Below are 25,272 nucleotides of genomic sequence, written 5' to 3' on the forward strand. Positions count from 1 at the left end.
GTATGCAGCCGGTTCGCCGACAACTCACTAACCTTTCAGTACGACAGGCATATTCATGAAGCTTCAAGAAGCACCGACTATTGATCTTATCGCAGCCGTTCTCTCCGAGGCGGTTACCTATGTGCTGGAACTCAGCATCCGGAAATCTATCTCCTTCGCCCCCACCCTCCAGACCATCCCCAAGCTGATCATGCGACCGGATATCAGCTGCTTCGTTCAGCTGAGCGGAGACTTCAGCGGGCTGATTGTCTTCAATTTCAGCGATCGGACCGCCGTCAAACTCTATCAGAGTTACATGGTGTCCATGGGCATTCCCCCAGAAAATCTCGTCAAGGATTTTACCTCCAACGAGGTGACCGACAGCATTGGTGAAATCTTTAATCAGGTGGTCGGAGAGTTTACCCGCCTCATTGAAACAGAGTTTGGCCTCTCCATCATGTGGGGGCAACCCAAAGTATTGGCTCTGACCAGTGCCATCACCCTCACCATCGATGCCGACTATCACGAGAACCGACGCATCGCCTTTGCCATCGACAACGACCGGTTCCAGGCGGAAGTGGCCCTGGAACAGACTCAGTTTACCCACATGCCGGAATTCAACCGCCCCGCTTAGCCCGGAAATATCCGGGTTAGGGGGTGGCCCCTTTTTCTGCCCTCTCTCTTCTCAGGGCAGATCGATCAACAAGGCGTCCAATTCCCGTATGCAACCCTCCTCAGGCCGATCGAAGTAGACGCCCTTGCCGGAGCCATCCACACCCCGAAGAAAGACATACCAGGCTCCGGCCATATGGACTTCATAGTCATACGCCTCGCCCAATTTAAGGGCGAGGTGACGATTCAAGGCCACGGTGTAGAGGAGATACTGAAGGCCGTAGTGATGTTCGCTCATGGCGTGAGCCAGGGCCTGTTTATGATAGTCCTCCGGGCTGTTTCCAAGGTGATTGGACTTCCAGTCGATAATCCCAAAGCCTTTTCCCACCTGAAAAATCAAATCCACAAAGCCTTTGAGATACCCTTGAATCGGGGAAAAGCTGAGCCCTTCCATCCTCAGCTCGCCCCCTTCAAGCGGCCCATACCCCCAGCGATTCAAGACCTCTTTCAGGGCGCCGGGGGTGATGCGTTTCAAGGGAAAGGTAAACTCCATCTCGTGGAGACGCTCCCGCACGGGCACCTCCGCCAGGGTAAAGGGGGTCTCAAAGGCGTTCAGAGGCGTGTTCAGGACCTCTCTCACCATCCCGGAGATAGCTTCGGTCCAAAGTTCGGTATCGTACCCATGCCTAAGCAGCAGCTCACGGCAGGCAGAGGTCCTGACCGACTCTTCCGCGTCAAAGGGAAGGGTTTCAAAAAGCGTGTGCATAAAGGTGCCGGGGCCGGCCCCCTTGGGAAAGGCAAAAATACCTTCAGCCGGAACCTCCTCCTCTGGTTTTTTGTGGACCCAGGCGTCGTAATCGGCTTCATGGGACTCTCTACCCGAAGAAGCCAGGCCTGAAAAGCTAGTGACAATCCGCGGATCCGGTAGCCTGCCCTTGAACTGCCGCGCCGGGGCCAGTTCGGCCTGAGTCTCCTGAAAGGTCAAGGGGATCGATTCTTCATCCTGCTCGCAAAGTTGGATCGTCACCGCTCCGGTCGAGGCTGACTCCAATTCGTGCAGATCGGTGACCAGGTCATGTTCGTTCCGGGAGACGATGAGAGAGGCCGCCTCTTCGGCACTTCTGCTCTCCGGAGCATGAAGAAGCCGTGCCATGGCGCTCCGCTCAAAGCCCTTGACCCGTCCCCAGGGGATCACCATATGATGACAGGCACGGGTCAGGGCCACATACAGCAGGCGAAGTTCTTCGGCCAGGGCCTCTCCCGCGGCCAGGGCCCTGTGTTCCTCCAAGTCCTCTGAACCCACATCGTAGACCAGAGCGTCCTCCCCTTCGTGATAGAGAGCCCCCCCTTTGGGCTCCCGATATCCCATAAAGGGGAATGGCAAAAAGACCACCCCGTATTCCAGCCCCTTGCTCTTGTGAATGGTGACAATCTGCACCGCCGTCCGATCACTCTCTAAGTGAAGCTGATGCTCCTCCAGTCTCGGTGAGGCAGGATCCCGCATGCGGGACAGCCACCGGAGGAGTCCTTCCGGTGAGAGGCGGCGCGTCATGGTTTCCCGATGCAGAAGGGCGATGAGATGCTGCATGTTGGTGACCCGGCGCTCGCCATCTGTCAGGCCCATCAGACGTTCATAGGGCTCCTGCGCCCGTATGAAGCGGCGAATCATCCGCATAAAGCTCTCCTCTTTCCAGAGGGCATGCCACTCTGCAAAAAGCACACTCCAGTGTTCCAGCTGCAAGGGGGAGGTGTCCAGCGCGGCGATGGCCTCGGCATCCAGGCCGATCATGCGGGTGGCAAGGGCTGCCTTGACCAGAGAGAGGCGCCAGGGCCGCAGGCAGGCGGCAAGCAAAAGAGCCGTCTCTTCGGCCTCCTCGCTGTCAAAAATATTTCCTGAGCTGTAGAGAACGGCGTGAACCCCCAAGGTCGTCAGATGGTTTTTCACGGCCCTAGCCTGATCGTTGGTCCTGACGATCACCGCCACATCTTTTTCTGTAAAAGGTGCCGCTCCGATCAAAGCGCGGCCTTCCCGTCCCATGCGCAGCAGAGAGACCAGCTCGGCCCCGCAGAGGTCGATACAGAGGTTCTGGGCCACCTCTTTGGAGAGGGGCTTCTCCCCGGCCTCAAATCGCTGAATCAAAAGGGGGCTTATGGGCTCCGAATCGAGGGTCAGCGTCTCTGCATTGTCTCCCCCGGCACTTTTGACCGGAGCAAAGAGGATCCGGTCAAAAAGGAAGGGAGCATCACCGCGTGAAAAAAGGGTGTTGACAGCCTGGACCATGCCATTGGTGCTGCGGTAGTTCACATCCAGGGTATACCCTTTTTCCGCCTCACCGGCGGCCCTTAAATAGGCAAAAATATCGGCCCCGCGGAACCCGTAAATTGCCTGTTTGGGGTCTCCGATCATAAACAGGGTGGTCTCTTTAAAAAGGCGATCAAAAATCTCGTATTGTTCGGGGTCGGTGTCCTGGAACTCATCAATGAGAGCCGCATCGTAGTTTTGACTCACGCCCCGGGCGAGGGTGTCTCCCCCGTCGTCTCCAAGGGCTCGGGCCACCCGGGAGAGCAGGTCATCGAACCCCATGATTCCGGCACTCTCTTTGTCCTTGGACAGAGTCTCATCCACATACCGGGCCAGGGCGATCAGATGAGCCATGTGATTGCGCTCATAAATAATTTTCAAATCTTCAAGGTCTTCCAGAAGGGTATCCATGATCCCGAAGAGCGGGTTCTCTTCGACGGCCTTTCCCTTTTTGGTGGCGGCGCACAAGGTGGAGAGAGATAATTTTTCAAGATCTTTCATCTCCCCAAAGGGAACGCTGCCGGAAAAAAGGTCCCGGGCCGCCGCCTCAGCCTTTCTCTCCACCCCTTTGCGGTATTTGTTCCGATTAAGGGCCGGGTCCGTTGCGATGATGCGTAAGGCGTTCTCTTTTTCCTGGCCCCATATTCGCGATGCCCGCCCCAGGGATGTGAGACATTGCGCCTCGCACTCCGCGGCAGAGACCGGTTCCCCCTCAGGCAAAAAGGAGATCCGGGACAAGGGGGTGCTGAAGGAGAGAAACCTTAACAGACTCTCGGGCAGAATCTTTTGGTCCTTGAGCCAGGCCGCGTAGAGAGAGGTCGCTCCCTCTACCATCCTCCGATAATAATCCTGCACTGCCCGCTGCTTCAAGTGACTGAGATCGGTGACCAGTTCCATATCCAGGGGCGAGCCGCTCTCAAAGGCATGGTCCGACAAAAGCCGCCGGCAAAAGCCATGAATGGTGAAGATGGCCGCTTCATCAAAGTTGCGAAGGGCCGTTCGAAGACGACGGGCCGCATCGTTGTGCGCGGCTCCATCGGGAAACAAAGAGGCATAGAGAGAATCATCGTTTGGGGTGCCTTCGAGAAAATGGAGGGCTTCGCGCAGCCGTTCCCGAATGCGTTCGGCCAGCTCCTGGGTGGCGGCTTCCGTAAAGGTCACCACCAGGATGCGGTCCACAGACATCTTTTCCTCTACCACGAGACGCAGGTAGAGGGCCGCGATGGTATAGGTTTTTCCGGTACCAGCGCTTGCTTCGATGAGATTTCGCCCGGCAAGGGGAGTGGCGTCGAGACGCAGGGTCGCTAAGGTTTTCATGCTGTCAAGGCCTCCAGAATCGGTCGATAAAGAATCTCAGCACATCGCGCGAAGGAGGCGTCCGCCAAGGGCTCCCGGCCCCCCACGGCCATTTTTATCCAGGGATCATTGAGATCTGCCATGATGGAAAACGCATTGCCGTAAAAAGCTGCACGTGCTTTTGCCATGGCTTTTCCTTCGTCACAGGTTTTCATAAGCTCTTGAACATAGGCCTCGGAGGCCATGGGAAACAGGGGCAAAAGGCCGCTCCCTCCCGCGACACAGAGACGGACCAGATCTTCCAGCACCGACCGGGGATTGGGAGGGACGACCATGGGGACAATCTGGGCACCACCGGTTTTCCTGTCCAACCCCACCACCACCGCCCGGGTCACCGGCATGCCGGCTGTGGCGGCGATCAGGAGACGCAGCCAGGCGGAAATCAAATCCTGCCCCCGAACCTTGCCGAAGCGCCCCGTCACAAGCACCTCACCAAAAAAGGGTCCCACCTCTCCGGCGAGGTCAACGCCGGAGATTTCTATCCACTGTCGTTCATAGAGGGGCTCCGTCCCTTGGGTCAAAGGGCCAAGGGCCTCGGCCACGGCCCGGGCGTCATGGGTGAGTTCCCTGAGCAGATGGACGCCCACCTCCCCGCGAGGCAAGAGCCCCATGGCCGACACCACATCCAGAGGGGACTCAAGGCTCTCTCCGGCGAGGGCGCTTTCAAAAAGAAGGGTCCCGGCCTGGAAGCGTTCCAACCCTGTCAAAGTAAATGGTTCACAATTTTCCGGGGCGTCTTCTCCCCCCCTTAGTTCCATGCCCAGCTGCTCACGCAGAAAATACCGGCAGGGGTGTATCAGAAAAGCCTCAAGGACCTCCAGAGAGATCTGAGCCGGCTGGAGAAATTCGCCCTCCACCTCTGCAAGGCTGGAAAAAGGCGGGGGAGCAACCGGCGGCTCCGTCATACGGACCGCCACACGGCGACTGGCCGCGTCAAAGGTAAAGAGGGAGGGATTTCCGGGCTGAAAATAGGCGCTGGAAAAGGGGTGCAAGGGATGTTTTACTTTAATCTGATGAGACGCCCCTTCTGTGGTTGTGGCGTCCACATAATCCAAGAGTTCTGAGATCAGCACCGAGGGTTGAAGGGTGCCGTTATCCCGGATACTCTGCCCGGTGTAGCTGATCCAAAGTTTTTCCCGGACGGAGAGAAGGATCTCCAAAAACAGATAGCGGTCATCCTTTCGTCGGGAGCGATCCCCCCGTCTTGGCGATGCCGCGATGAGATCAAATCCGGGGGCCTTTTGCTGCCTCGGAAAGGTGCCGTGCCCCATGCCAAGGATGCCAATCACCCGAAAGGGGATGCTGCGCATGGGGAGCATGGCGCAAAAAGTGACGCCGCTGGTAATAAATCCCGAAACAGGATCCGGCTCGCCCAGGGCGGTCTTAAGGATAAAGCGCACCACGGGAAAAACAACGGCATCCTCATTTCCGGCTTCCTCGGCGGCATCGGCCATGCGGTAAAGGGCGTTTCGAATCCCCTGGAGTCCTTCGCCTGTCCCTTCATCATCGGTCAAAAAGGTGGTCAGAACCCCTTCAAAAAAATCAGTCCACGCCCTGGCGCTGCGAGGGCGCTCCAGATCTTTCACGTACCCTGTCAGGCAGGACATAAAATAAGCCAGGCGACCGAGCAGCATCCCGTGCTCCCCTTCCACCGGTCCGGCGGGAAGGATGCCGTCGTAGAGAGACGACTCTTCGTCCCCTGCGGCATAACCTGTAAACAGCCTGTCAAAGCCTGCCTTCCAGCTGTTGGCCTCAAAACAGGAGAAACCTTCCTCGCCGCGTTGCTCACCGTCTGCCCCCCAGCGTATGGATGTTTCCTGAATCCAATGGCTGACCCGCTCAAGATCCCCTTCAGCCATCCCAAAAGCACTTCGGATGCGATCATTTTCCAAAAGTTCAAGAATGCCCCCCGCTTCAAAGCGAAAACCCGTCAGATCAAGAAGAAGAAGCAGTGCCTCAACAGCACGATCCCCGCTTTTGTTGGCCTGGTCCGCAATGGAAAAGGGAATCCGGATCGCCCCTTCCACGCGGCGGCTGAAGACCGCTTCGATGACCGGCGCGTAGGTATCGATGTCCGGGGCCATGACCAGGATATCCGATGGCCGGAGACCCGGGTCTTCGTCCATCATGGCCAGAAGTGAATCCCGCAGCACCTCGACTTCCCGGAGGGGGCTGTGGCAGCTGTGAACGGTAAAGGAGGTATCCGAGGCCTCCAGGGAGAAACGCTCACAGGCATCCCGGGTGCGGTCCCTTAAATGAAAGATATCGGCCTGAACCGAGCCGAGGAGGGTCTCTTCATCCGGGTCGACAAACAGAGGGATCTCTTCCAGCCCACGTTCAGCCATCATGTCGAAGAACTCCCGGCCCTGGCCACCCATGGATGCCAGCAGAGGGTTCCCCTCTTCCATAAGAAGGGTGGCGTCCTCTTCCTCTTCAAGTCCCTGTTTCTGTTTGAGGCGTCGTTTTTCAGAATCGGAGAGAATATCTCCCCAAAACTGAGGACAGGGATTCAGCAGAAAAAGGTTCACCTGAGAAACCTCCGAAAGGGCAATAAAAAGCTCCATATGAAATTCAGGCAGAGAAGAGATACCGAAAACGCAGATCCGTTCAGGGAATATCCCCTTATCATTCCGATGAGTTTCAATGCAAGCCTTCAAGTCTTTCATCAGGTGAACGCGATGACGAAAGCCAAGGGAGCCGAGGAGGTCACGGTAAAGAATCGCCTGAAAATCATCTCCCTCCCCTGCCTCCCAGGAATCAATCATGTCCGGTCGATACGTGAGGTACTGATCGAGGGTATCCGCCAGAAGTTCGGAGATCTGGTAACGTTTCAAGGGCTCATCCGTGTTGCCCAGGTAATGGGCCAGGGAAGAAAAAGCGGGTTGCGTCACCCACTCGGGCAGGCACCCCATGATCTTCCACGCGGCAGATTTGGCGTCAAATCGCCGCGTGTCAGCCAGGTCGGGGACAGCCAGCCCAAACATGTCCTGGAGGAAAGCATTGGGAAAACGCCATCGAACGTTGGCGCAGATTCCATTGTTCCGGCCGAGGGCCAGGGAGAGCCACCGGGCCATGCCCTGACTCTGAAGAACCACGACATCGGGTTCCAGCGGGTTCCCCATGGGGGCTTCCAGTACTTTGGAAAGGGCCCTGGCCAGTATCTCCAGACGATTTCCTGTAAACAAATTCAACCCAGCGTCCATGCGCTTTCATCTCCGATATCGTGAAACGTTCGTCGTTATATAAGCCTTGTGTTCATATGCCACTTGCGCTGCGGCTGTGCAAGACGACATTTTGATAATCATGAATCTTTCTCCGTCCATGGTTCACACAATCGTCCTGTTTCCTGCGGATGGAAGAAGCCATAAATGGGATTGACCTATTGACAATAAAGGCTATATCCCCTAATTTGCATACCTGAGTTTACATTGTAAACTATATGAATCATATATTTCATTATCGGTACAAAGTGTACCTCACGCATTGGTCAAAGACATCCTGGGCAAAGACGCCCCGCACCGATGCTTATCCTCTGATTTATTTAAATATCCAGACTATCTAATAACACAGATAATCCGAGATCCCGAGGCCGTATGGAATTCATCATTCACATCTTCAAGCTCTACCCCAACCTGGTCGGTGATCTTGTTCAGGGGTTGGTTTACATTGGCAGCACTATTTTATTTTTTAACGCCATCTGGCTTATTATCCAGGCCTATCGCCATGCCCGGCTCGTCAAAAAAAAGACACTCGCGGCCGTGGCCTGCGAGCCGCCCTGTCTTGATGACCTGCTGATGACCGTGGCCGCCAAAACCCTCCGGGCCGCTCATGATGAACACAAAGGAAGCCCTTATCCTGTCTCTTTTCTGGTGGATGCCACCCACCAGATGATGGAAAACATCTTTCACACGCGTTATATCAACAAAATCACCATGATCACCAACCTGCTTCCCCCCATGGGTTTTATCGGGACCATTTTTGGGATGATCATGATTTTCCTGGCCAAAGGCGATCCAAACAGTGACCTGAACACCACCGGCCTCGGCATCGCGCTCTTTACCACGCTCATCGCCCTCACCTGCTTTGTGATCCTTGAGGTATTCAAAAAAAGCCTGGTTAACTTGTCCACCTCGCGTATTGAGCGGGCACTGAGCTTTCATCCTTATATTTGTGCTGCAACGGACCCGGATGCGTCAGCCAACTCGGTGGAAACGTCAACCCTTTAAACCCAGGCGATGACCATGAGATACGAAGATTCTAAAATCTGGCTTTTCTCCTTTGCCGATCTGGCCTTTCTGTTGTTGATTGCCTTTACCCAGGCCTCCACCATCGGAAAAAACCCGGTGCACATCGGCGAAATGACGATCCCAAGGGTTGTGGATACCCAAAGCATCTCCACGCTGGACCAGGCCCGAATCTCTTTCCAGATTCGCGTTCTCAAGCCCACCATCCCGGAGACCACTCCGTTTCAGTGGGTCACGGTGGTTGACGGAAAGGTACAACCCGAAGAACACACCCTGAATGCTCAAAGCCTGCAAGACCGCCTGACAGACATGAAGCATGAAGGCAAAAATCGTCCCATGCTGGTTCCCGACCAATTTTCATTGAGTAAAGACACTCTGATGGCCATGGCCCTCATCGAAAAGATTTACGACGACGATGAGAAGCGAGTCACCGTCCAAAAGATTTCAGGACCGCTTTAAATCACTTTTTTTGTCTGAGACAACGCGTCTCCGGAGGGCATGGATATGAGAAGCCCGCAGCATAAAGCCCGGAGACAAGGGGGAATAAATTTTTATGCGCTCGATGCCCATGCAATATTTCGGATACGGTTCGGCGCGTATTGTCATGCCCCGAGCCGTCGCACGCCATGCGCGCCGTGAATGGATCGTCAGTCCCTCTTTTATGATTCTTGTTATTTCCCTGACTTTTTTCACCCTGTATAAAATCATTTTTTCAGACGCGCTGAATCTTCCCCCCACCCGAACCATTATCCTGCTTCCCCAGGCACCCATGCTCCCCAAAGTCACCGTGGAGAAAAAATTGACCTTTCTCACGGTGGTCAAAGAGGCCGCAAAGAAAAGTGCCGCGCCCAGAAAAAAAGAACTGACGCGGATTCTCGAATCACCCAAACCCCTTCCGAAGCGGGTGTTGCCTCCGACAACCGTCATCAAACGAACGCCTCCGGTCCGTCTGCCTCCCCCGAAGAAGAAGGCACTGACTCTGACCCCCAAGCCCCTGGTGCCTCCCCTGCGCCTGCAGAAACAGTCTCTGCCCGAGAAAAGGCGACTTTCTCCGGTGAAACCCCAACCCCGGCTGCCTGCGACACACCCTGCCCAAAAACCTGCACCCTCGCGCTCCCAAACCCCGGCGATCAGGGAACAGAGGCTCCGAAAGGTGTCAAGCACACCACCCCTTTCAATGCCAGAGACGTTGAACGTCGCCCAGCCCTCCCCTCGTCCCGTGGCTAAGAGTTCTGAACGGATGCGGAGCCGGAAACGGATCCCCCAGCCCCAATCGGTGACCCCATCCGCCCTTGTTCCGCGGACAAAGCCCCACAGGGACCCGACGCCATCGGAGGCCCCCTCTCAAAAAAAATTTCGCCCCATGGCCCTTGCCGGTGTCTCGGCTAAGGTTTTAGCCCGGCAACCTGAGCTTGCCTCTCAGGCAACGAGGGTATCGGCTATAAAACGGTCGGGGCCGGCACCGGTTATCACCCAGTTTTCGGCCCCATCGGCTCCTCCTGCTGCGGCCTCCTTTGAAAAAGAGACCTCGCCGCCGCAGACCGCCAAACGTGCCCGATCTTTCTCCTCCGGGGCGCTGCCCTCACATCTGCCCGCCGTCCCTGTGGAGGCGTCGGCCCTTGAAACGCCGCAGGATATTCACACATGGGTGACCATCCATGGAAGCACCCTGAAGCATTCCCTGCGTGTTACGAGCCTCAAAGAGGAGATCTATCGCAAAATCAGGTACATGAAGCCAGAAAAAAGCCCTTATCGCTATCGCATCCAGGGGTATACCTGCACGGTGGTTATCCAAAGCGGTACGAATCCCATAGCCACGCTTACGTTTCAACCCAACGACGCCACGTTTGAGGTGGTCTCCACCCTTGAGCGAATCCTGCCACGGAGGACAATGTAATCCATGATCACTGCAAACCAAACGACCCCACCCCGCCCCTTGGGTAGATGCCATCTCTGGATTTTTACCTTCCTGATGACACTCCTGGGGGGCTTGCTGATGTCTCCCCTCCCTCTTTTCGCGGTTTCTGAGATGACAGAGTTCCAGATGGAGATGGAGATGGAGGATGAGCGGAGCTCTTCCGAACCCAAAATTTCTGTGTCCAATAAGCAGAGCCCCATGCTTTGGATTTCTGCCGTAGGCAAACTCTACATGAGAGACCAGATGACATCCCGGCAGCGGGCCTCGTTTTTTAAATTGCTGGACTCCCACCTCGGTATTGAGAAGGACGGCCATCTCAACATCACCACCGCACGCCAGACGGAAGCGCAACTGACCCAGTACAGTCAGCTCAAGGTGAAACCCTTTTCAAACATCTATTTCGACGAAAAGATCAATCTTACCGGTTACAATGGTCTCTACCTTGAAACCTGCGTGCTTAACCGTACGGATGAAGCCGCTCGTTTTATTCGCTATTTTGAAAACGGGTACTATCCCAACCGGTCGCTCTTCGTCAAAGAGGAGCTCTACTATAAGTGCCTTTACTACTATCTCTATTTGACCCAGGAGCACCTTATTCAGGCCATCAACACCACGGTGGCCCAGCTGTCATCCAGTCCGGAAACCCCTCCGCCTTTTAAAAAGGAAGACATCAAAGGTCTTGAAACCATGGTGATGGTGTGTACGGAATTGGACAACCTCAGGCGTCGCGGGCTCTCCTCCAAGACCTCACCCTGGGAACGCATCTTCACCCCGGATGAGAGCGCGTGGCTTGACGCCACCCTTGCTTACTTTATGGACATAGAGACCCACATCGCCCTGAACAGTTACGACTGGTTCAAGCGTCATCTCCCTCTGTCCATCAGCAGTCTCATCATCGCCCATTCCCTGCGGCAAACGTGGACAGAGCAGGCTGTATCGCACCGAACCGTCCTCCCTCTCATGCTCTTTATCAATCAGGGGACCAAGCAGTTCAGCGTGGAGAAACTTTTCAAAGAAACCCTCGATATGTTGAAGATGGACAATCGGGAAGTGGACCTGGTGGTTCTGTCGGCCATGAAGAGCTGGCTTCTCAAGCAGATAGAACAAGGAATCAAAGTCGAAGACCGGACCACGTATAAAAAAATTCTCGATGAACTCAACGTCTGCCCCACAGGATGGATTTTCTATAACCTCTACTCCTGTCGTGAGCCTCTGGAGGCCTTAAAGAAACATGCCGATGGGTGGGAACGCCTCGACAGGGAGGAACGAGAACGCCTCTTCAACACAAGCGTTCAGCCCCTCTATAACGAAGCCAGGGCCAAAATCGACATCGTCTTTACCGATCTGGAAAAAATTTTCGGAGGGGAAGAAATTTACGGAGGAGAATACAAGGCCACCAGCATCAACCATATTTTTCACCGGTACCGGGGAGAGATTGATTACATCTTTGAATTCCTCCAGGCCGGGCTCTTCGAAGCCACCCTTTCGGATGCGAGGCTTCCCCTGGCCAACGCCACGCGAAGCTGCCTGCACGACTTTACCGCAGCCTTTGTTAAAGCACCGAATCTTCGCGTCAACCACGTAAACCTGCTGGGGGCCTACACCCTCCTGTTTCGTGAGTTGTCGGCCCAGGGCAAGGTGAGCCTTATCATCCGCCATGAACGGGAATTGGCAGAATTTATTCGATCCGAAAAGTATACCCTGGGCTCAGTCCTTGTGCATAAAGAAGACAACCGATATGAAATTTACCGCATCATCGCCGACACCTATCTTGCGACCCCGAGACTTCGCACCCAAGCCTTGAAAGTCGCCGCCCAAAGTTTTGACCTGGCGCGCTCCTATTACCTTGAGGCCGCGCGACGAGAAGGGTTCATCTCCGGCACCCTGCCGGGTGCCCTCCCCTCCGACGCAACAGAGAGAGATGATTACGAACGGCAATACGAATACTATCAATCGATCGCACAAAAACTCGGCAAAAAAGTCCTCCTCCTGCTCCCCCCAGAGGATGTGGATCTTTACAACCGGATGCAGGATTCAAGGAATCCGGAGGGGTATCTTTTATAATGAAGAAGCAACGGATCTACCTGACCCTTATGGTTTTTTTTCTATGGAGCAGCCCTGCAAGCGCGGATTTTATGCAGGAATTCAAGACCCGCGGGCGAAGCCTCTATCTGCTCCATGCGGTCCCCCAGCAACAGCCTCCGGCCCACACAGGGATCACGGCCTTAAGCGATCGTGACATGGCCCGGGTGAATACCCTGGCTGTCGTCCCCGAGGAGGGGCCCTTTCTCCCGGTGGATGACATCGAAACCATGGTAAAACGCATCGACCGGCTCACCGAAGAGTTTGAAATTTCCAAGGACGGGGAACGTCTGCAGCGCCTTCGGTTTGACATCTCTTACGAATATTTTCTTCTTTACCTCCACTTCCAGAAGATCAAATATGGATTTGGATTGGAGAAGAGACCTCAGGAAGAAAATATTCCCGTCACCGATGCAGAGCTCAGGCAATACCTGATGCTCAGCCGCCACTACATCTCACCTTTTCTGGAACTGACTCAAATCCAGAGCGGTAACGGGCCTTCCCTTCGCATGATGGACGATGTCAGCTTCAGGATTCGGGGCAAAGCCGACACCTACTTAAACGTCCACTTCCTGGCCATGATGATCGAAACGGAGCTTCTGGCTGGACACTGGATCGACGGGGACAACCCTCAGCCCATCCATCACACCTGTGAAGCAAAAACCTGGCACTGGCTGGAGACCCTCTGGAAACGATACCACCGAACAAGCGGGGAGAGCCTGTACACCCCTTCGTCAGCGCAACTCTTCTCCCTGTACGAGCTCTACCTCAGGTATCACTTTCTCGGGAGGAGCCTCCGCCATGATGAAAAAACCGACCCCCTGACTCACACCCGGACCCGCACCCTCCTGAGTCGACTGAACGACTTGAGCACATCGGGAGGCATCGTCAACGGCACCCCCTATGCCCAGTACGTCAAGGAGGTCAACAAAGATTCCGGCAACACCAACTTTGTGGTGAGCCTCTACCTCGCCCGAAGAGGATTTTCCGTGCTGAGAAACAACACCCTGCCCGCCACGAGGGCTCAGCTCTTCACGCTCTATCAGCGATACTATGACCGGGCAGCCCAGGAGATTCGCTACAACATCTCCTACCGAAAAAAAATATACAACGAACTGATTCTTCTGGGGGTGGAGACAGGCAACCTTCGGCTCATGGAGGATGTCCTCTACCAATACGGCCTGATGGGGCTCCGCATTCCCAGCCCAGAGGATGGAGGCCCGTTCATCGGGGACTCCTCGCGATTTACCATGGCCTACCTCCTGGCCAATATTCTGGATGCAAAACGGCTCTCCGGGCTCACCTCCGATTCAGGAAGATACGCCGAAATGGAGGGCAACCTGGTGGAGTCCCTCACCTCCTCGTCCAACTCTTACTGGCGATATGCCTCGGTTTTTCACAGGTGCCTGGCGGAGTATTACGCAAGGGCCCATGACAACCGCAGTGAAGCCATGGCCATTTATCACTCCAGAAAAGCCTTCCTTACCCTTTGCAAAAAACTTTCACTCAACGGTAAGGGGGGGGATTTTACGGCTTTCCAAAAAATGCCGGACTCCAAGAGTTTTCTTGGCCTCTTTCTTTACTATCAGAAAAAATACCCCACGAGTCCCGATGCATCGGTCCCTCGGGAATATCGTGCGGAACGGATCATTCAGTTGAAATTACAGCAAAACAGGAGTTAGAATGAATAGCCAAACTGAAGAGACATCGCCCCTCCTCCTGGATCTCCCGAAAGGCCGGAGATCCCGTGACCTGATCCCTCCCTCATCAGGGGTTCTCCTGCGTGCCTTCGCAAACCGTTTGACGGCATTCATACGCGCCACGTCTTTGGCAGGTGCCCTCGTGCTGGTCACCTTCTGCCTGCCGCCCGTCACCTTCTCTGCCGAAGCCACCACCATGGAAGAACTGAAAGCCAATTACCTCACCAGTATCTACGAGGACAGCCGCATTTTTCTGGAAGGTATTGAGCTGTTCGTCAACCGGGACTACCCGAAATTCTGGTCTGACATCGAAACCGGCCGACCCGTCCCGAAAAGGATGATCCAGCGCTATATCCGGGAGCTGAGGTATTTTGAGGGCCAACTCGATGCCCTCTATGAAGAGTTTATCAGCTATGCGGACACCACGGCGAACAAGTCAAACCGCGGGCAAACCAAGGTCCGGGATCTGGAGGCCAAAATTTATCATATTCTGGCCTATGCCTACATGCGCACCGGCGATTTTGCCATGAGTCACGCCTTGACCAATAACGATGCCATCGGCTCCAAATCCTTTACCATTCCCCTGATGGACATTGAGGGAAAACAACAGACCTTTGCCCTGACCCTTGAGTTGAAGAGGCTGCAACGCCTCATCAGTGCAAACCTCAACATTGTCGAACTCCGGATGAAATACTTTTTCCCGACGGATCTTGACAACATCAACGCCTACCTGAAAGTCAGTGATTTCGATCAGGGAAACCCCTTCAATCTGACCTTCCTGAGCTACTACGACAAAGCATTCCTCGAGTTGGGGGAGACCCGAAACAGCGTGATTCATTTCAGTGAAATCACCCAATTCTTCAACCGTATCAAATACAACGACGCCTTCAGCCAGGGCACGCGTGACACCAAGGGCTGGGAACTCATTTATCGTCTCCCCATCATCAAGGCCGAGTATGGCATGGATTTAATGGACACTTCTATTTTAGGATCCGTCTCCTCAGACAACCACGTGCTCGGACTGGAACGCCTCTGCCGATATAAAGGATTTACACGGACCGATTTTCGGACCTTGAAACTGGAAGAGAAGCAGAACATTGCCAACAGCTCCACCCTGGAAAAAGAACTCTACATCGCACGCATTGCCCCCACGCACAGCGAGACCTCCAAGGAAGACGTCTTGATGACGTATTACGGCAATGTCCCCAGTGACGGCAAACTGCTCCAGGGAATCCCCATTCGCTATGGCACCTACAGCCTGTTCGAAGGGTCAGAATTCCTCGGCCTCATTGAACTTGTCCCCTGCTACAAGGGCCAACCCTGCACCAAACTAAATACGGACAAAGCCGTCACAGAGGTCAAGGTATACAATCACGAGCTCAGTTTTTATGAGGACACCCTCGATTTTATCCGAATGAACACGCGCATGTATGGAAAAACAACCCACATGACCCGTGGAGATGACTCAGAAATTCATATTGGACGAGGCTGCGCCTCCGGTAAAAAATAGCCAGATACGTCATCCAAAGACCTGTCCCTTACGACAAATAAAAACGGGTTTCAAGGCAGTGCCTTGAAACCCGTTTTGTTTTCGATATATAGATCTCAGCGTCTTTAAAAACATCCATTTATTTAGCCCGGATATTTCACGAGTTGGGTGCGCTCATATGCAAGGCATCAGAGCTGAAGATGTAGTGGTTTACCTCAAAGCTCTGATAACGCGGCAGATGAGTGCACCCGGCTCGCCTGAAAGGTGAGAAAATCAGACAGAATACCGTGGATTACATTTTGCATTTTTGAAACGACTGAAAATATGACTGCGAAGAACTGCCATTACGGATTATTCCTTAGTCTTGATTGTTTTCTCATGAAATATCCGGGTTAGGAGGCTTAAACGACACAGGCAGATCTAATTGCCTCCATTGCCCTTCCCGTTCCCATTTCCATTTCCGTTGCCATTTTTCCGATTCATCCAGGCCGGTTTTTTCCGTTCTTTGACTTTGGGCGGTGTCGCAATGGTACGGACATGTGTCTTCCCTGCCAGGGCTTTCAGGTCATCCAAAAGCTGTGGGGAAACGGTCACGCCAGCGTAGTCGGGCAACTCAATGGTGGTCATGGAGTGACCTCGAAGCAGAAGATACACGATGACCCCACTGGGACCGGGGTAACGCTTTAACACGGCATCCAACCGAGGAATCAACTCCATCTGAATTTCACCGGCGTCCAGATGAAGTGCGACGCCTCCGGTCCAGAGGCCGGTTACATCATCCATATGAACCAGACGTTCCGCTGCGATGGTGACGTTGTTCTCTTTGACCTGGGAGACGCCTTCGACCATCACGATGGTGTCAGGGGCCAGAAGATGACGGGCATCGGCAAAGGTGGAAGGAAAAACCACCACCTCGATGTCGCTGTAGAGGTCTTCGATGGACACAAAGGCCATCTGGTCCCCTTTTTTGGTTCGAATCACCTTCACCGTGGTGACCATCCCCCCAAATCTCACGGGGGCACCTTCCACAGCGTTCTCCTTGTTGAGTCCGGTGAGGGTGGCATAGCCTTTCATGATCTCTTCATACTGATTCAAGGGGTGACCGGAAATATAAAAACCCAGCACCTCCTTTTCGAGGGTGAGACGATGGCGCTCTTCCCAGGCCGGCACATCCGGCAGGACCGGGACATTAATGCGGGCCCCCCCACCTGAGGCATCCCCGAAAAGAGAGAGCTGCGGGTCATTCTTCTCTTTCTGGACGCGGGAACCGTGATCTAAGGCCTCCTCCATCACCACCATCAGCTGGTTACGCGATGCCCCCGTAAAATCGAAGGCCCCACTTTTAATGAGGGCATCTAAAACACGCTTGTTCACCTTGCGAAGGTCCACCCGTTCACAGAACTCAAAGATACTGACAAAGGGGCCATTCTCCTTTCGTTCATTGAGAATGACCTCAATGGGGCCCTCGCCCACACCCTTGACGGCGGTGAGCCCAAATCGAATGCGACCGTCCAGGACCGAAAAAACGCCCAGGCTCTCATTGACGTCCGGGGGCAACACATCAATATGGTTGTTCTTGCATTCCGCTATAAATTTGACGATGCCGTCGGCGTTTCCAATCTCACTGGTGAGAAGGGCCGCCATAAACTCCACGGGAAAATGGGCTTTCAGCCAGGCTGTCTGATAGCAGACCAGGGCGTAGGCGGCGCTGTGGGATTTGTTAAAACCATAGCCACCGAATTTTTCCATCAAGTCAAACAGAGCACCCGCTTTGTCTTCGGGGTGATTGTTTTCAAGGGCCCCTTTCATAAAAAGGGTGCGATGCTCGGCCATGGCCGCGGCAATTTTCTTGCCCATGGCCTTTCGCAGGCCGTCTGCTTCCGCCATGGTGTAGTTGGCGATGACACCCGCAAGCTGCATCACCTGCTCCTGATAGAGAATCACCCCGTAGGTCTCTTCCAGGATCCCCTCCAGCCCCGGAAGAAGGTACTCCACGGGTTCCCTGCCGTGCTTTCGATCCACGTAGGCATCCACCATGCCGGAGTCGAGGGGCCCAGGGCGATAAAGGGCCACCAGAGCCGTGATGTCTTTGAAGGCCTCGGGCCGGAGCCGAACCAGAAGATCCTTCATGCCCGAGCTTTCAAGCTGAAAGACGCCCGTGGTGTTCCCGCTGCATAAGAGGTCAAAGGTAGGCTTGTCTGCCACATCGATATGGGTCATATCGGGGCGCTCTATGCCCTGCAGTTCAATCATCTTTAAGGCGTCATCAATCACGGTCAGGTTTCGAAGGCCCAGGAAGTCAAACTTGACGAGGCCGATCTGCTCAACCCGCTTCATGTCCAGCTGGGTAATGGTTTCACCGTTTCGGCCTTTAAACAGCGGAAGATACTCCACCAGAGGCTTATCCGAGACCACGACCCCTGCCGCGTGGGTGGAGGCATGACGGGTCAAGCCTTCCAAAACCCGACACACATTGATGAGTTCGGTGTAGTCGGCTCGCGAATCCACGAGCTCTTTGAGTTCCGGTTCATCGATGAGGGCCTGATTCAGCTTGATCCCCAGGGTATCGGGGACCAGCTTGGCGATCCGGTCCACCTCGGAGAGGGGAATGTTGAGGGCACGCCCCACATCCCGGATGACGGCTTTGGGCTTCAAGGTCCCGAAGGTAATAATCTGGGCTACATAGTCCCCGCCCCCATACCGGCCAACCACGTAATTAAACACCTTCTCCCGACCACGGATGCAGAAATCGACGTCGATATCAGGCATACTGATTCGAGATGGGTTCAGGAATCGCTCGAAGATCAGGCCATGCTCAATGGGATCAAGCTCGGTGATGTTCATGGAATAGGCAACGATACTGCCCGCCGCCGATCCCCTGCCCGGCCCAACGGGGATGCCGTTGGCCTTGCCGTAGCCGATGAAGTCCGCCACAATGAGAAAATAGCCGGGGAATCCCATTTCGATGATGGTCTTCACTTCATAGTCGAGGCGCTCTTCATAAACCGCTCGGTCCACATCGGGGTTTTTGGCCTCGATGGCCGCCATACGGGTTTGAAACCCCTCTCGGGCTTGAATCTCGAAGAGCTCATCGGCGGTGTGTTCGCTGGTGGCATCAAACTGGGGGAAATGGTAGGTATTGAAATCAAACTCAATATGGCACCGATCGGCAATGGCGACGGTGTTTGCAAGCACCTCCGGGGTGCTGCCAAAGGCTCTGGCCATCTCGGCAGGGGACTTGAAATGCAACTGATCCGTGCCGAATTTAAAGCGCTTCGGATCATCCATGGTGGTGCCCGTTTGAATGCAGAGAAGAACCTCGTGGGCTTTATTGTCCTCATAATTCAAGTAATGGCAATCGTTGGTGGCCACCATGGGAATGCCGAGGCGCTTGCTCATGTCAAAGAGCGCCTCGTTGACTTTATACTGCTCGACCAGGCCGTTTTCCTGGACCTCCAGAAAGTAATTTCTCTCTCCGAAAAGCTTCTGGTAGTGGCAGGCCAGAGCATCGGCCTCCTGCTGCTTCCCTTTCATGATGAGCTTGGGAATTTCTCCGGCCAGGCAGGCCGACAGGGCAATGACCCCCTCGGTGTGCTCTGCCAGCACCTCACGGTCAATACGGGGCTTGTAGTAGAACCCCTGTAATTGAGCGATGGAGGCCAGCTTGCAGAGGTTGGTGTACCCAACGTTGTTTTCTGCCAGGAGCACAAGGTGAGCAAGACCGGTGCCATCTTCCAGCCCCTCTTTGCGTTTTAACCCCCGGGGTGCCATGTACGCTTCAAACCCGATGATCGGTTTCACTCCGGCGTGGTTGGCCTTATCGTAAAACTCTACGGCGGCAAACATGCTGCCGTGATCGGTCACGGCCACGGAGTTCATGCCGAACTCTTTGGTCCGTTCTAAGAGTGGATCCAGTCGAATGGCACCGTCCAGAAGGCTGTACTGGGAGTGAACATGCAGATGAACAAAATCGGGAATACCGTCGGATGATTGCGTCATGGCCTCGTATATCGGGATGTATGGGGTTTTTAAATTCGTTCTGGCGTTTATGTCAGAAACAAGACAAGTCATTGATTCTTTACAGGACGCGTCACCTGTTCACTGAAAAGCAGGGGATCTCGGCGCAGCCTCAGGGTCAAGGTTCACAGTGGCACTGTATTTACGTATGCCCGGCCACCTGGAGGAGAGAGAGCAACAGCAGAGTCAGAAATATCGCCATTGGCACCCCGTTGCAACCCTTTTTGCCCCCCGAACAAAAAAGACCCCCTCCCACAAAGGAGGGGGTCTTTCATTCCTGTCTCAGTCAAAGGGCCATGAACTCATCGCCCCTTTTTCAAAAACGGCTCGAACCGCTTATTCGAGGCGGTAGTTGGGCGCCTCTTCGGTAATAATAACATCGTGCGCGTGGCTCTCTCGAAGGCCTGCGTTGGTGATGCGGACAAAACGAGCCATCTCACGAAGCTCTTCGATGGTCCGTGATCCCACATAACCCATTCCGGCCTTCAGGCCACCGATCAACTGAAAAATGTTGTCGACCAGAGAGCCCTTGTAAGGCACCCGGCCCACGATCCCTTCAGGAACCAGTTTTTCGTTCTCTTCGTCCTCACCGAGGTAGTACCGATCCTTGCTGCCGGACTGCATCGCTTCCAGGGACCCCATGCCGCGATAGACTTTATAGCTCCGGCCCTGATAGATAATGGTTTCACCGGGGCTCTCTTCGGTCCCTGCCAGAACACCACCCAGCATGACGCTGTGGGCACCCGCGCCGATGGCCTTGGCGATATCTCCTGAGAACTTAATCCCACCGTCAGCGATCAAAGGCACACCGGTACGGTCGGAAACGGCCTTGCAGTTGGAGATGGCGGTCAGCTGGGGAACACCACATCCTGAGACGATCCGTGTGGTACAGATGGAACCGGGACCAATCCCCACCTTGATGCCGTCTACTCCGGCGTCCACCAGGGCCTGAGCCCCTTTGGCGGTGGCGACGTTGCCCGCAATAATCTCCACGCCTTCAAAGGTAGCTTTCAATTTAATGATGGAATCAATCACGTTCTTGGAGTGGCCGTGGGAGGTATCAATACAGAGCACATCGGCGCTGGCCTTGATCAAGGCCTCGGCGCGCTCCATCATATCCTCACCCACACCGATGGCAGCCCCAACGCGCAGACGGCCAACGCTGTCTTTACAGGCGTTGGGGTATTTTTTAACCTTTTCGATGTCTTTGGTGGTGATGATACCGGCCAATTTACCTTCGACATTTACGACGAGGAGTTTTTCAATACGATGCTTGTGCAGAAGGGCTTTGGACTCTTCGAGCGTGGTTCCTTCGGGAACGGTAATCAGGTTTTCTGAGGTCATAACCTCAGAAATTTTTCGTTCCAACTTGGTCTCAAAACGGAGGTCCCGGTTGGTGACAATACCCACCAATTGTTCCCCGACAGTGACCGGCACACCGGAAATCCGGTAATGCTTCATCAACTTGTTCACTTCAAAGATGGTGGCATCGGGCCTGACAGTCACCGGATCGATGATCATCCCGCTTTCAGATTTCTTCACACGGTTGACTTCAATCACCTGCCGTTCAATGGGCATGTTGCGATGAATGATGCCGATCCCACCACTGCGGGCCATGCTGATGGCGGCGCGGGATTCGGTCACCGTGTCCATGGCCGCACTGAGCAGGGGAATATTAAGGGTAATATTTCGAGTCAGACGCGTGGTGGTGTCCACCATGTTAGGGAGCACATCGGAATAGTTCGGAATAAGAAGAACATCATCAAAGGAATAAGCATTTTCCGGTGGAATGGTTTTCATGAACGTTACCTCCAAAAAGCGGATGTGTAATAAAAGACCGAAGCCCTCACGGATAAAAATCCGAACCTTCCTTCTAACAGTCAAGACAAAATGAAGACGTCGCAGATACGGTAACCCGCCCTATCCCCATGGAATAAAGCAGAAATACGGTGCATCATACAGGCAGCCGACGCACCAGAAACGCGTGGATCTCGCCTTCACCAACGCCTGAATACACGACACCCTTCCGGTCATAAAATCCGAATACAAAATGCCAGTACCACTGGACCATTTCCGGGTGTTGGGTAGCAGAAGACAGGTTGTGGGCCGGGTTCCCCCCGGTCCTTGAAGCCTTGCTAAGATTATATGGGCACCCCTGAGAACCGGTAACGTCAGCGTGTCTCTGTCACCGGTAAAAATGCATACCCCTTGGGTCAGGGATATCCATCAAGGGTACAAAAAAATCCGGTAATACCGGATTGGGTTCAAAAAATAATGAAATGATTCTTGTTGCCCTTTTTTTTGGCCGGAATATTACATGAGATGGGTGCCTCTGGCAAATCCTTTTTCTTCGTCTCAAAAAATACCGCCACCCCCGTAAAAACGTCTGCACAGGGGGGACACAAGCAATCGGCGTTTTACTAACGGACAATCCATTGACGTGAAAACCAGTGATATATCGACCTATCTTTACCAGGAACGGTAATATTGTATTTATGCCTTCCCACAGAAAGAGCGTCCCTGGCTTGCACTTTAAATCGTTTCCCGGGGATCACCCATTGAATCTCCACACGCCCCTGGCCCGACACATAGCAGCTCAACTCATCCAGCAATGCGTCCGTGGGAGCAAGGGTAATCTCAAGCTCAGGACGGGTCTCCAGGGTCTGGGGATTCCACGGGGTCTCTGACACAACCGGCAGAGCGCGGGCGTTGGCTTTCATATGAAATGCTTTCATGTCTCCGTACCTTTCGGACAAAGGAAACCGCGGGATGGCCCTCAAATCGGTAAACGTGCCCACAGCGCCGGAATTCTGCCCAAAAGCCGTGTATCCCAGTTCAGACACCATGTTTGCCACCTGGGTGTTGTATTCCCCGTAGGGATAAGCCAGCAGCTGAGGACAGGTGCCTATTTCTTCTTCAAGGCGTCCCTGAGCTTTCAAAATGTCGGCCTGTAACCGCCCAAGCCACTGAATTTGGGTCTCTTCATCGAAACGTTTGATCATGTATGGGTGAGAGGCCGTGTGATTGGCCACTTGCGCCCCGCCCTCGCTGATTTCCCGAAGCTGATCCCAGGTCATGTAATCTTTATAATGGTGGTCCACAACATCCGTGCTGACAAAGACCGTGAAGGGCCAGCCCTTTTCCTTCAGCAGGGGCCAGGCGTTATCATACAAACTGGCGTAGGCATCATCCATGGTGAGGACGACGGTTTTATCCGGTAACTCTTCCCCTTTTTTAAGGGCGGCCACCACCTCATTAAGGGGCGCCACCTTGAAACCGTTGTCTTCAAGGTACGCCAAATGAGCCTTAAACTGATCCATCCGGATATTGGTCGATGAAAAACGGGCATCCCCAAACCGATGGTACATAAAAATCACAGCTGAGTCCGTGCCGGCCCACGTGCACACGGGGGTAAAGACCCAAAGCATAACCATCAGCATCAGGAGCGCACTGCACTTGCCCAGACGCCCCTCACCCATTGTAAAACCCATAACCCGCATCCTTACCTGATCGCTTCTCGAAAATTGATTCATCGACAGCTCGGTGCTGCCATCGCCTTACGCCGCACCGGCCATCATCAGGCCTATGCGCCCGCGTTTTTCCATATCAGTGACCTCAAAGAGATCGACAATCTCCCCCTCGAACATCACCGCCACGCGGTCCGACAGGGAAAACGCTTCATTCAAGTCTCCGGTAACCAGAAGAATGCCCGCACTTTCCCGGGCCGTCACCAGATGATCCCAGATGGCTTTGGCCGTGGCAATGTCAAGGCCCTGGGTCGGTTGTTCCGCGACAATCAAGCCGGGATTCCGAAAAAACTCGCGGCCCAGCACCAGCTTCTGGAGGTTGCCTCCAGAGAGATGGCGAGCTTGGGCAGAAATATGCCCGGGAAGAACGCTGAAGCGATCCACCACATTCTGGGACTCACTTTCTACCCGTTTGCGTCGTAGCCATGGCCCCCGCTTGAACCCCTTGCGGGTGGTCAGCAGAAAATTATCCGACAGGTTCATGGAGGGGCAGGTGGCCAACCCGATGCGATCCTCGGGGATGTAGCTTAAGGTGTCCTGATTTTTTCTCCGGGAAAAAAAAGATTTCCAGCTTTTCCCCAGAATGGTGATCTCCCCTTTTTCGGGGGCCTGCAATCCACAGATGGTCTCCACCAGGGGTTTCTGACCGTTTCCAGCCACCCCGACGATGCCGAGGATTTCCCCGCGGCGAAGGTTGAGTGAAATGCCTTTCAGGCCATTTCCGTCCAGCCCCTTCACATCAAGGACCAATTCCCCTCCCTCCACCTTATTTTTCACCACGGAGAGGAAGGTCTCTTTTCCCACCATCATGCGGGCCAGATCATCCTTGGAGGTGACCTCCGAGATGCTCTTCTCCTCAATGATCTCCCCTTTTCTCAGGATCGCCACCTCATCGGCCACTCGCATCACCTCCCCTAGCTTGTGGCTGATAAAGACGATGGATTTTCCCTGATCGGCCATAAAGGAGAGGGCCTTGAAAAGCTCATCCCCCTCCTGGGGGGTGAGCACGGCCGTGGGTTCATCGAAGATAAGAATCCGACTCTTGCGCAGGAGAAGTTTTAAAATTTCAACCCGTTGTTTTTCACCCATGGAGAGATCGGCCACCGTGGCCGCCGGGTCAATATCAAGGTTGTACGCGTTCGCCAGCTCCCTCACCCTCGTTTCCATGGCGCGGGGCTTGAGCATCCGCCCTCCCTCCTGCCCCAGAAAAACATTTTCCGCGACGGTCATGGACTCCACCAGCTTAAAATGCTGATAGACCATCCCGATCCCGACATCAATGGCCTCTTTGGCAGACGAAAAATGCGTGGGCGTGCCATCCACCGTGATGCTCCCGGAATCGGGCTGAAGGCGACCGGCCAGGATGCTCATGAGCGTGCTTTTGCCCGCCCCGTTCTCTCCAAGCAGAGCCTTCACCGTCCCTTTGCGGATGGTGAGGCAAATGTCTTTATTGGCGTGGACCTTTCCGAAGGATTTACTGATCCCTTCAAGGGCAATGACGATGTCGGCTGGCTGTTTCATTTCTTTTTATTCATCCCGGCTATGGGTTCCACAAACCGGGACTCGGAATCCCAGGGAAAGAGAATCCAGGTATCCTGAGTCACCTCGGTCACAAAGGTGTCCACATGGGGCTTGCCCTCGGGTTTGGCGTAGAGAGTGGCAAAATGGGCGCCTGGGAGCATATTGCGCACCACCTGGGCTGTTTTGCCGGTGTCCACGAGGTCATCGATAATCAGCCACCCCTCCCCGCTGTCCCGCAGGGGCTTGATAATCGTGGCCTGACCCTGTTCTTTCCAGGTGTAACTGGAGATACAGATGGTCTCCACATAATGGATCTCCAGCTCCCGGGCGATAACGGCCGCAGGAACCAGCCCTCCGCGGGTCACGGCGGCGATGCCCTTCCAGGTCATGTCCATGTCAAGAAGACGCCAGGCCAGGGCCTTGGCGTCACGGTGCAGTTGCTCCCAAGAGATGGGGTGGCGCCTCTGATATCGAGTCGAATCGCTCATGCTTTACTCCACATTTACGCATCGGTAAGGGTTGTTT

The 25,272-nt window shown here is 54.4% G+C and carries 14 protein-coding genes; 7 read left to right on the plus strand and 7 right to left on the minus strand.

The genetic code is table 11. The features are described from left to right. Nucleotides 1-55 precede the first annotated feature (55 nt). Nucleotides 56-613, plus strand: a complete 558-nt coding sequence (locus Q1Q75_RS09335; RefSeq protein ID WP_300669703.1) for a DUF3334 family protein — start codon at nt 56-58, stop codon at nt 611-613. Nucleotides 614-664: 51 nt separating this feature from the next. On the opposite strand, the gene recB is transcribed toward Q1Q75_RS09335, so the two are convergent. Continuing rightward, complete coding sequence (gene recB, locus Q1Q75_RS09340) at nt 665-4,210, minus strand: exodeoxyribonuclease V subunit beta (RefSeq protein WP_300669705.1); 3,546 nt, start codon at nt 4,208-4,210, stop codon at nt 665-667. Next, nucleotides 4,207-7,452: an exodeoxyribonuclease V subunit gamma gene (gene recC, locus Q1Q75_RS09345; protein ID WP_300669707.1), complete on the minus strand. Its 3,246-nt coding sequence runs from the start codon at nt 7,450-7,452 to the stop codon at nt 4,207-4,209. The genes recB and recC overlap by 4 nt, the downstream gene beginning before the upstream one ends. A 390-nt stretch (nt 7,453-7,842) precedes the next feature. Here recC and Q1Q75_RS09350 point away from each other — a divergent pair, with 390 nt between their 5' ends. The 6 genes from Q1Q75_RS09350 to Q1Q75_RS09375 all read left to right on the plus strand — a co-directional run bounded on the left by Q1Q75_RS09350 (nt 7,843) and on the right by Q1Q75_RS09375 (nt 15,703). Then, nucleotides 7,843-8,475, plus strand: a complete 633-nt coding sequence (locus Q1Q75_RS09350) for a MotA/TolQ/ExbB proton channel family protein (RefSeq protein ID WP_300669709.1) — start codon at nt 7,843-7,845, stop codon at nt 8,473-8,475. Nucleotides 8,476-8,490: 15 nt separating this feature from the next. Further along, nucleotides 8,491-8,952 carry a hypothetical protein gene (locus tag Q1Q75_RS09355; RefSeq protein ID WP_300669711.1) on the plus strand — a complete coding sequence of 154 codons (462 nt, stop codon included), beginning with the start codon at nt 8,491-8,493 and terminating at the stop codon, nt 8,950-8,952. A gap of 109 nt (nt 8,953-9,061) precedes the next feature. Beyond that, entirely contained in the window at nt 9,062-10,390 is a 1,329-nt protein-coding gene (locus tag Q1Q75_RS09360) for a hypothetical protein (protein WP_300669713.1), read from the plus strand. A 3-nt stretch (nt 10,391-10,393) separates the two neighbouring features. After that, nucleotides 10,394-12,475, plus strand: a complete 2,082-nt coding sequence (locus tag Q1Q75_RS09365; protein WP_300669715.1) for a hypothetical protein — start codon at nt 10,394-10,396, stop codon at nt 12,473-12,475. Then, nucleotides 12,475-14,175 carry a hypothetical protein gene (locus tag Q1Q75_RS09370; RefSeq protein ID WP_300669717.1) on the plus strand — a complete coding sequence of 567 codons (1,701 nt, stop codon included), beginning with the start codon at nt 12,475-12,477 and terminating at the stop codon, nt 14,173-14,175. The genes Q1Q75_RS09365 and Q1Q75_RS09370 overlap by 1 nt, the downstream gene beginning before the upstream one ends. A 1-nt stretch (nt 14,176) precedes the next feature. Further along, nucleotides 14,177-15,703, plus strand: coding sequence for a hypothetical protein (locus Q1Q75_RS09375; RefSeq protein WP_300669719.1), 1,527 nt, complete (start codon nt 14,177-14,179; stop codon nt 15,701-15,703). A gap of 399 nt (nt 15,704-16,102) precedes the next feature. Here the strand turns inward: Q1Q75_RS09375 and dnaE are convergent, their stop codons facing one another. The 5 genes from dnaE to gpt form a co-directional block, all read right to left on the minus strand. Beyond that, nucleotides 16,103-19,681 carry a DNA polymerase III subunit alpha gene (gene dnaE / locus Q1Q75_RS09380; protein ID WP_300669721.1) on the minus strand — a complete coding sequence of 1,193 codons (3,579 nt, stop codon included), beginning with the start codon at nt 19,679-19,681 and terminating at the stop codon, nt 16,103-16,105. A gap of 354 nt (nt 19,682-20,035) precedes the next feature. Beyond that, nucleotides 20,036-21,499 carry an IMP dehydrogenase gene (gene guaB / locus Q1Q75_RS09385; protein WP_300669723.1) on the minus strand — a complete coding sequence of 488 codons (1,464 nt, stop codon included), beginning with the start codon at nt 21,497-21,499 and terminating at the stop codon, nt 20,036-20,038. Between the two features lie 620 nt (nt 21,500-22,119). Further along, entirely contained in the window at nt 22,120-23,190 is a 1,071-nt protein-coding gene (locus Q1Q75_RS09390; protein WP_300669725.1) for a polysaccharide deacetylase family protein, read from the minus strand. 66 nt (nt 23,191-23,256) lie between these two features. After that, complete coding sequence (locus Q1Q75_RS09395) at nt 23,257-24,747, minus strand: ABC transporter ATP-binding protein (RefSeq protein ID WP_300669727.1); 1,491 nt, start codon at nt 24,745-24,747, stop codon at nt 23,257-23,259. Beyond that, nucleotides 24,744-25,235, minus strand: a complete 492-nt coding sequence (gpt, locus tag Q1Q75_RS09400) for a xanthine phosphoribosyltransferase (RefSeq protein WP_300669729.1) — start codon at nt 25,233-25,235, stop codon at nt 24,744-24,746. The genes Q1Q75_RS09395 and gpt overlap by 4 nt, the downstream gene beginning before the upstream one ends. Between the last annotated feature and the right edge of the window lie 37 nt (nt 25,236-25,272).

Origin of the sequence: Desulfoluna sp., assembly GCF_030145185.1 — a bacterium.
In the GTDB taxonomy this organism is placed as follows: Bacteria; Desulfobacterota; Desulfobacteria; order Desulfobacterales; family Desulfolunaceae; genus Desulfoluna.

Coding starts and splice junctions, on each gene's coding strand:
- Q1Q75_RS09390 (WP_300669725.1), bottom strand. CDS start 23,190: ATGGGTTTTACAATGGGTGAGGGGCGTCTGGGCAAGTGCAGTGCGCTC.
- Q1Q75_RS09375 (WP_300669719.1), top strand. CDS start 14,177: ATGAATAGCCAAACTGAAGAGACATCGCCCCTCCTCCTGGATCTCCCG.
- Q1Q75_RS09335 (WP_300669703.1), top strand. CDS start 56: ATGAAGCTTCAAGAAGCACCGACTATTGATCTTATCGCAGCCGTTCTC.
- guaB (WP_300669723.1), bottom strand. CDS start 21,499: ATGAAAACCATTCCACCGGAAAATGCTTATTCCTTTGATGATGTTCTT.
- Q1Q75_RS09360 (WP_300669713.1), top strand. CDS start 9,062: ATGCAATATTTCGGATACGGTTCGGCGCGTATTGTCATGCCCCGAGCC.
- Q1Q75_RS09350 (WP_300669709.1), top strand. CDS start 7,843: ATGGAATTCATCATTCACATCTTCAAGCTCTACCCCAACCTGGTCGGT.
- Q1Q75_RS09365 (WP_300669715.1), top strand. CDS start 10,394: ATGATCACTGCAAACCAAACGACCCCACCCCGCCCCTTGGGTAGATGC.
- recC (WP_300669707.1), bottom strand. CDS start 7,452: ATGGACGCTGGGTTGAATTTGTTTACAGGAAATCGTCTGGAGATACTG.
- Q1Q75_RS09355 (WP_300669711.1), top strand. CDS start 8,491: ATGAGATACGAAGATTCTAAAATCTGGCTTTTCTCCTTTGCCGATCTG.
- Q1Q75_RS09370 (WP_300669717.1), top strand. CDS start 12,475: ATGAAGAAGCAACGGATCTACCTGACCCTTATGGTTTTTTTTCTATGG.
- dnaE (WP_300669721.1), bottom strand. CDS start 19,681: ATGACGCAATCATCCGACGGTATTCCCGATTTTGTTCATCTGCATGTT.
- Q1Q75_RS09395 (WP_300669727.1), bottom strand. CDS start 24,747: ATGAAACAGCCAGCCGACATCGTCATTGCCCTTGAAGGGATCAGTAAA.
- recB (WP_300669705.1), bottom strand. CDS start 4,210: ATGAAAACCTTAGCGACCCTGCGTCTCGACGCCACTCCCCTTGCCGGG.
- gpt (WP_300669729.1), bottom strand. CDS start 25,235: ATGAGCGATTCGACTCGATATCAGAGGCGCCACCCCATCTCTTGGGAG.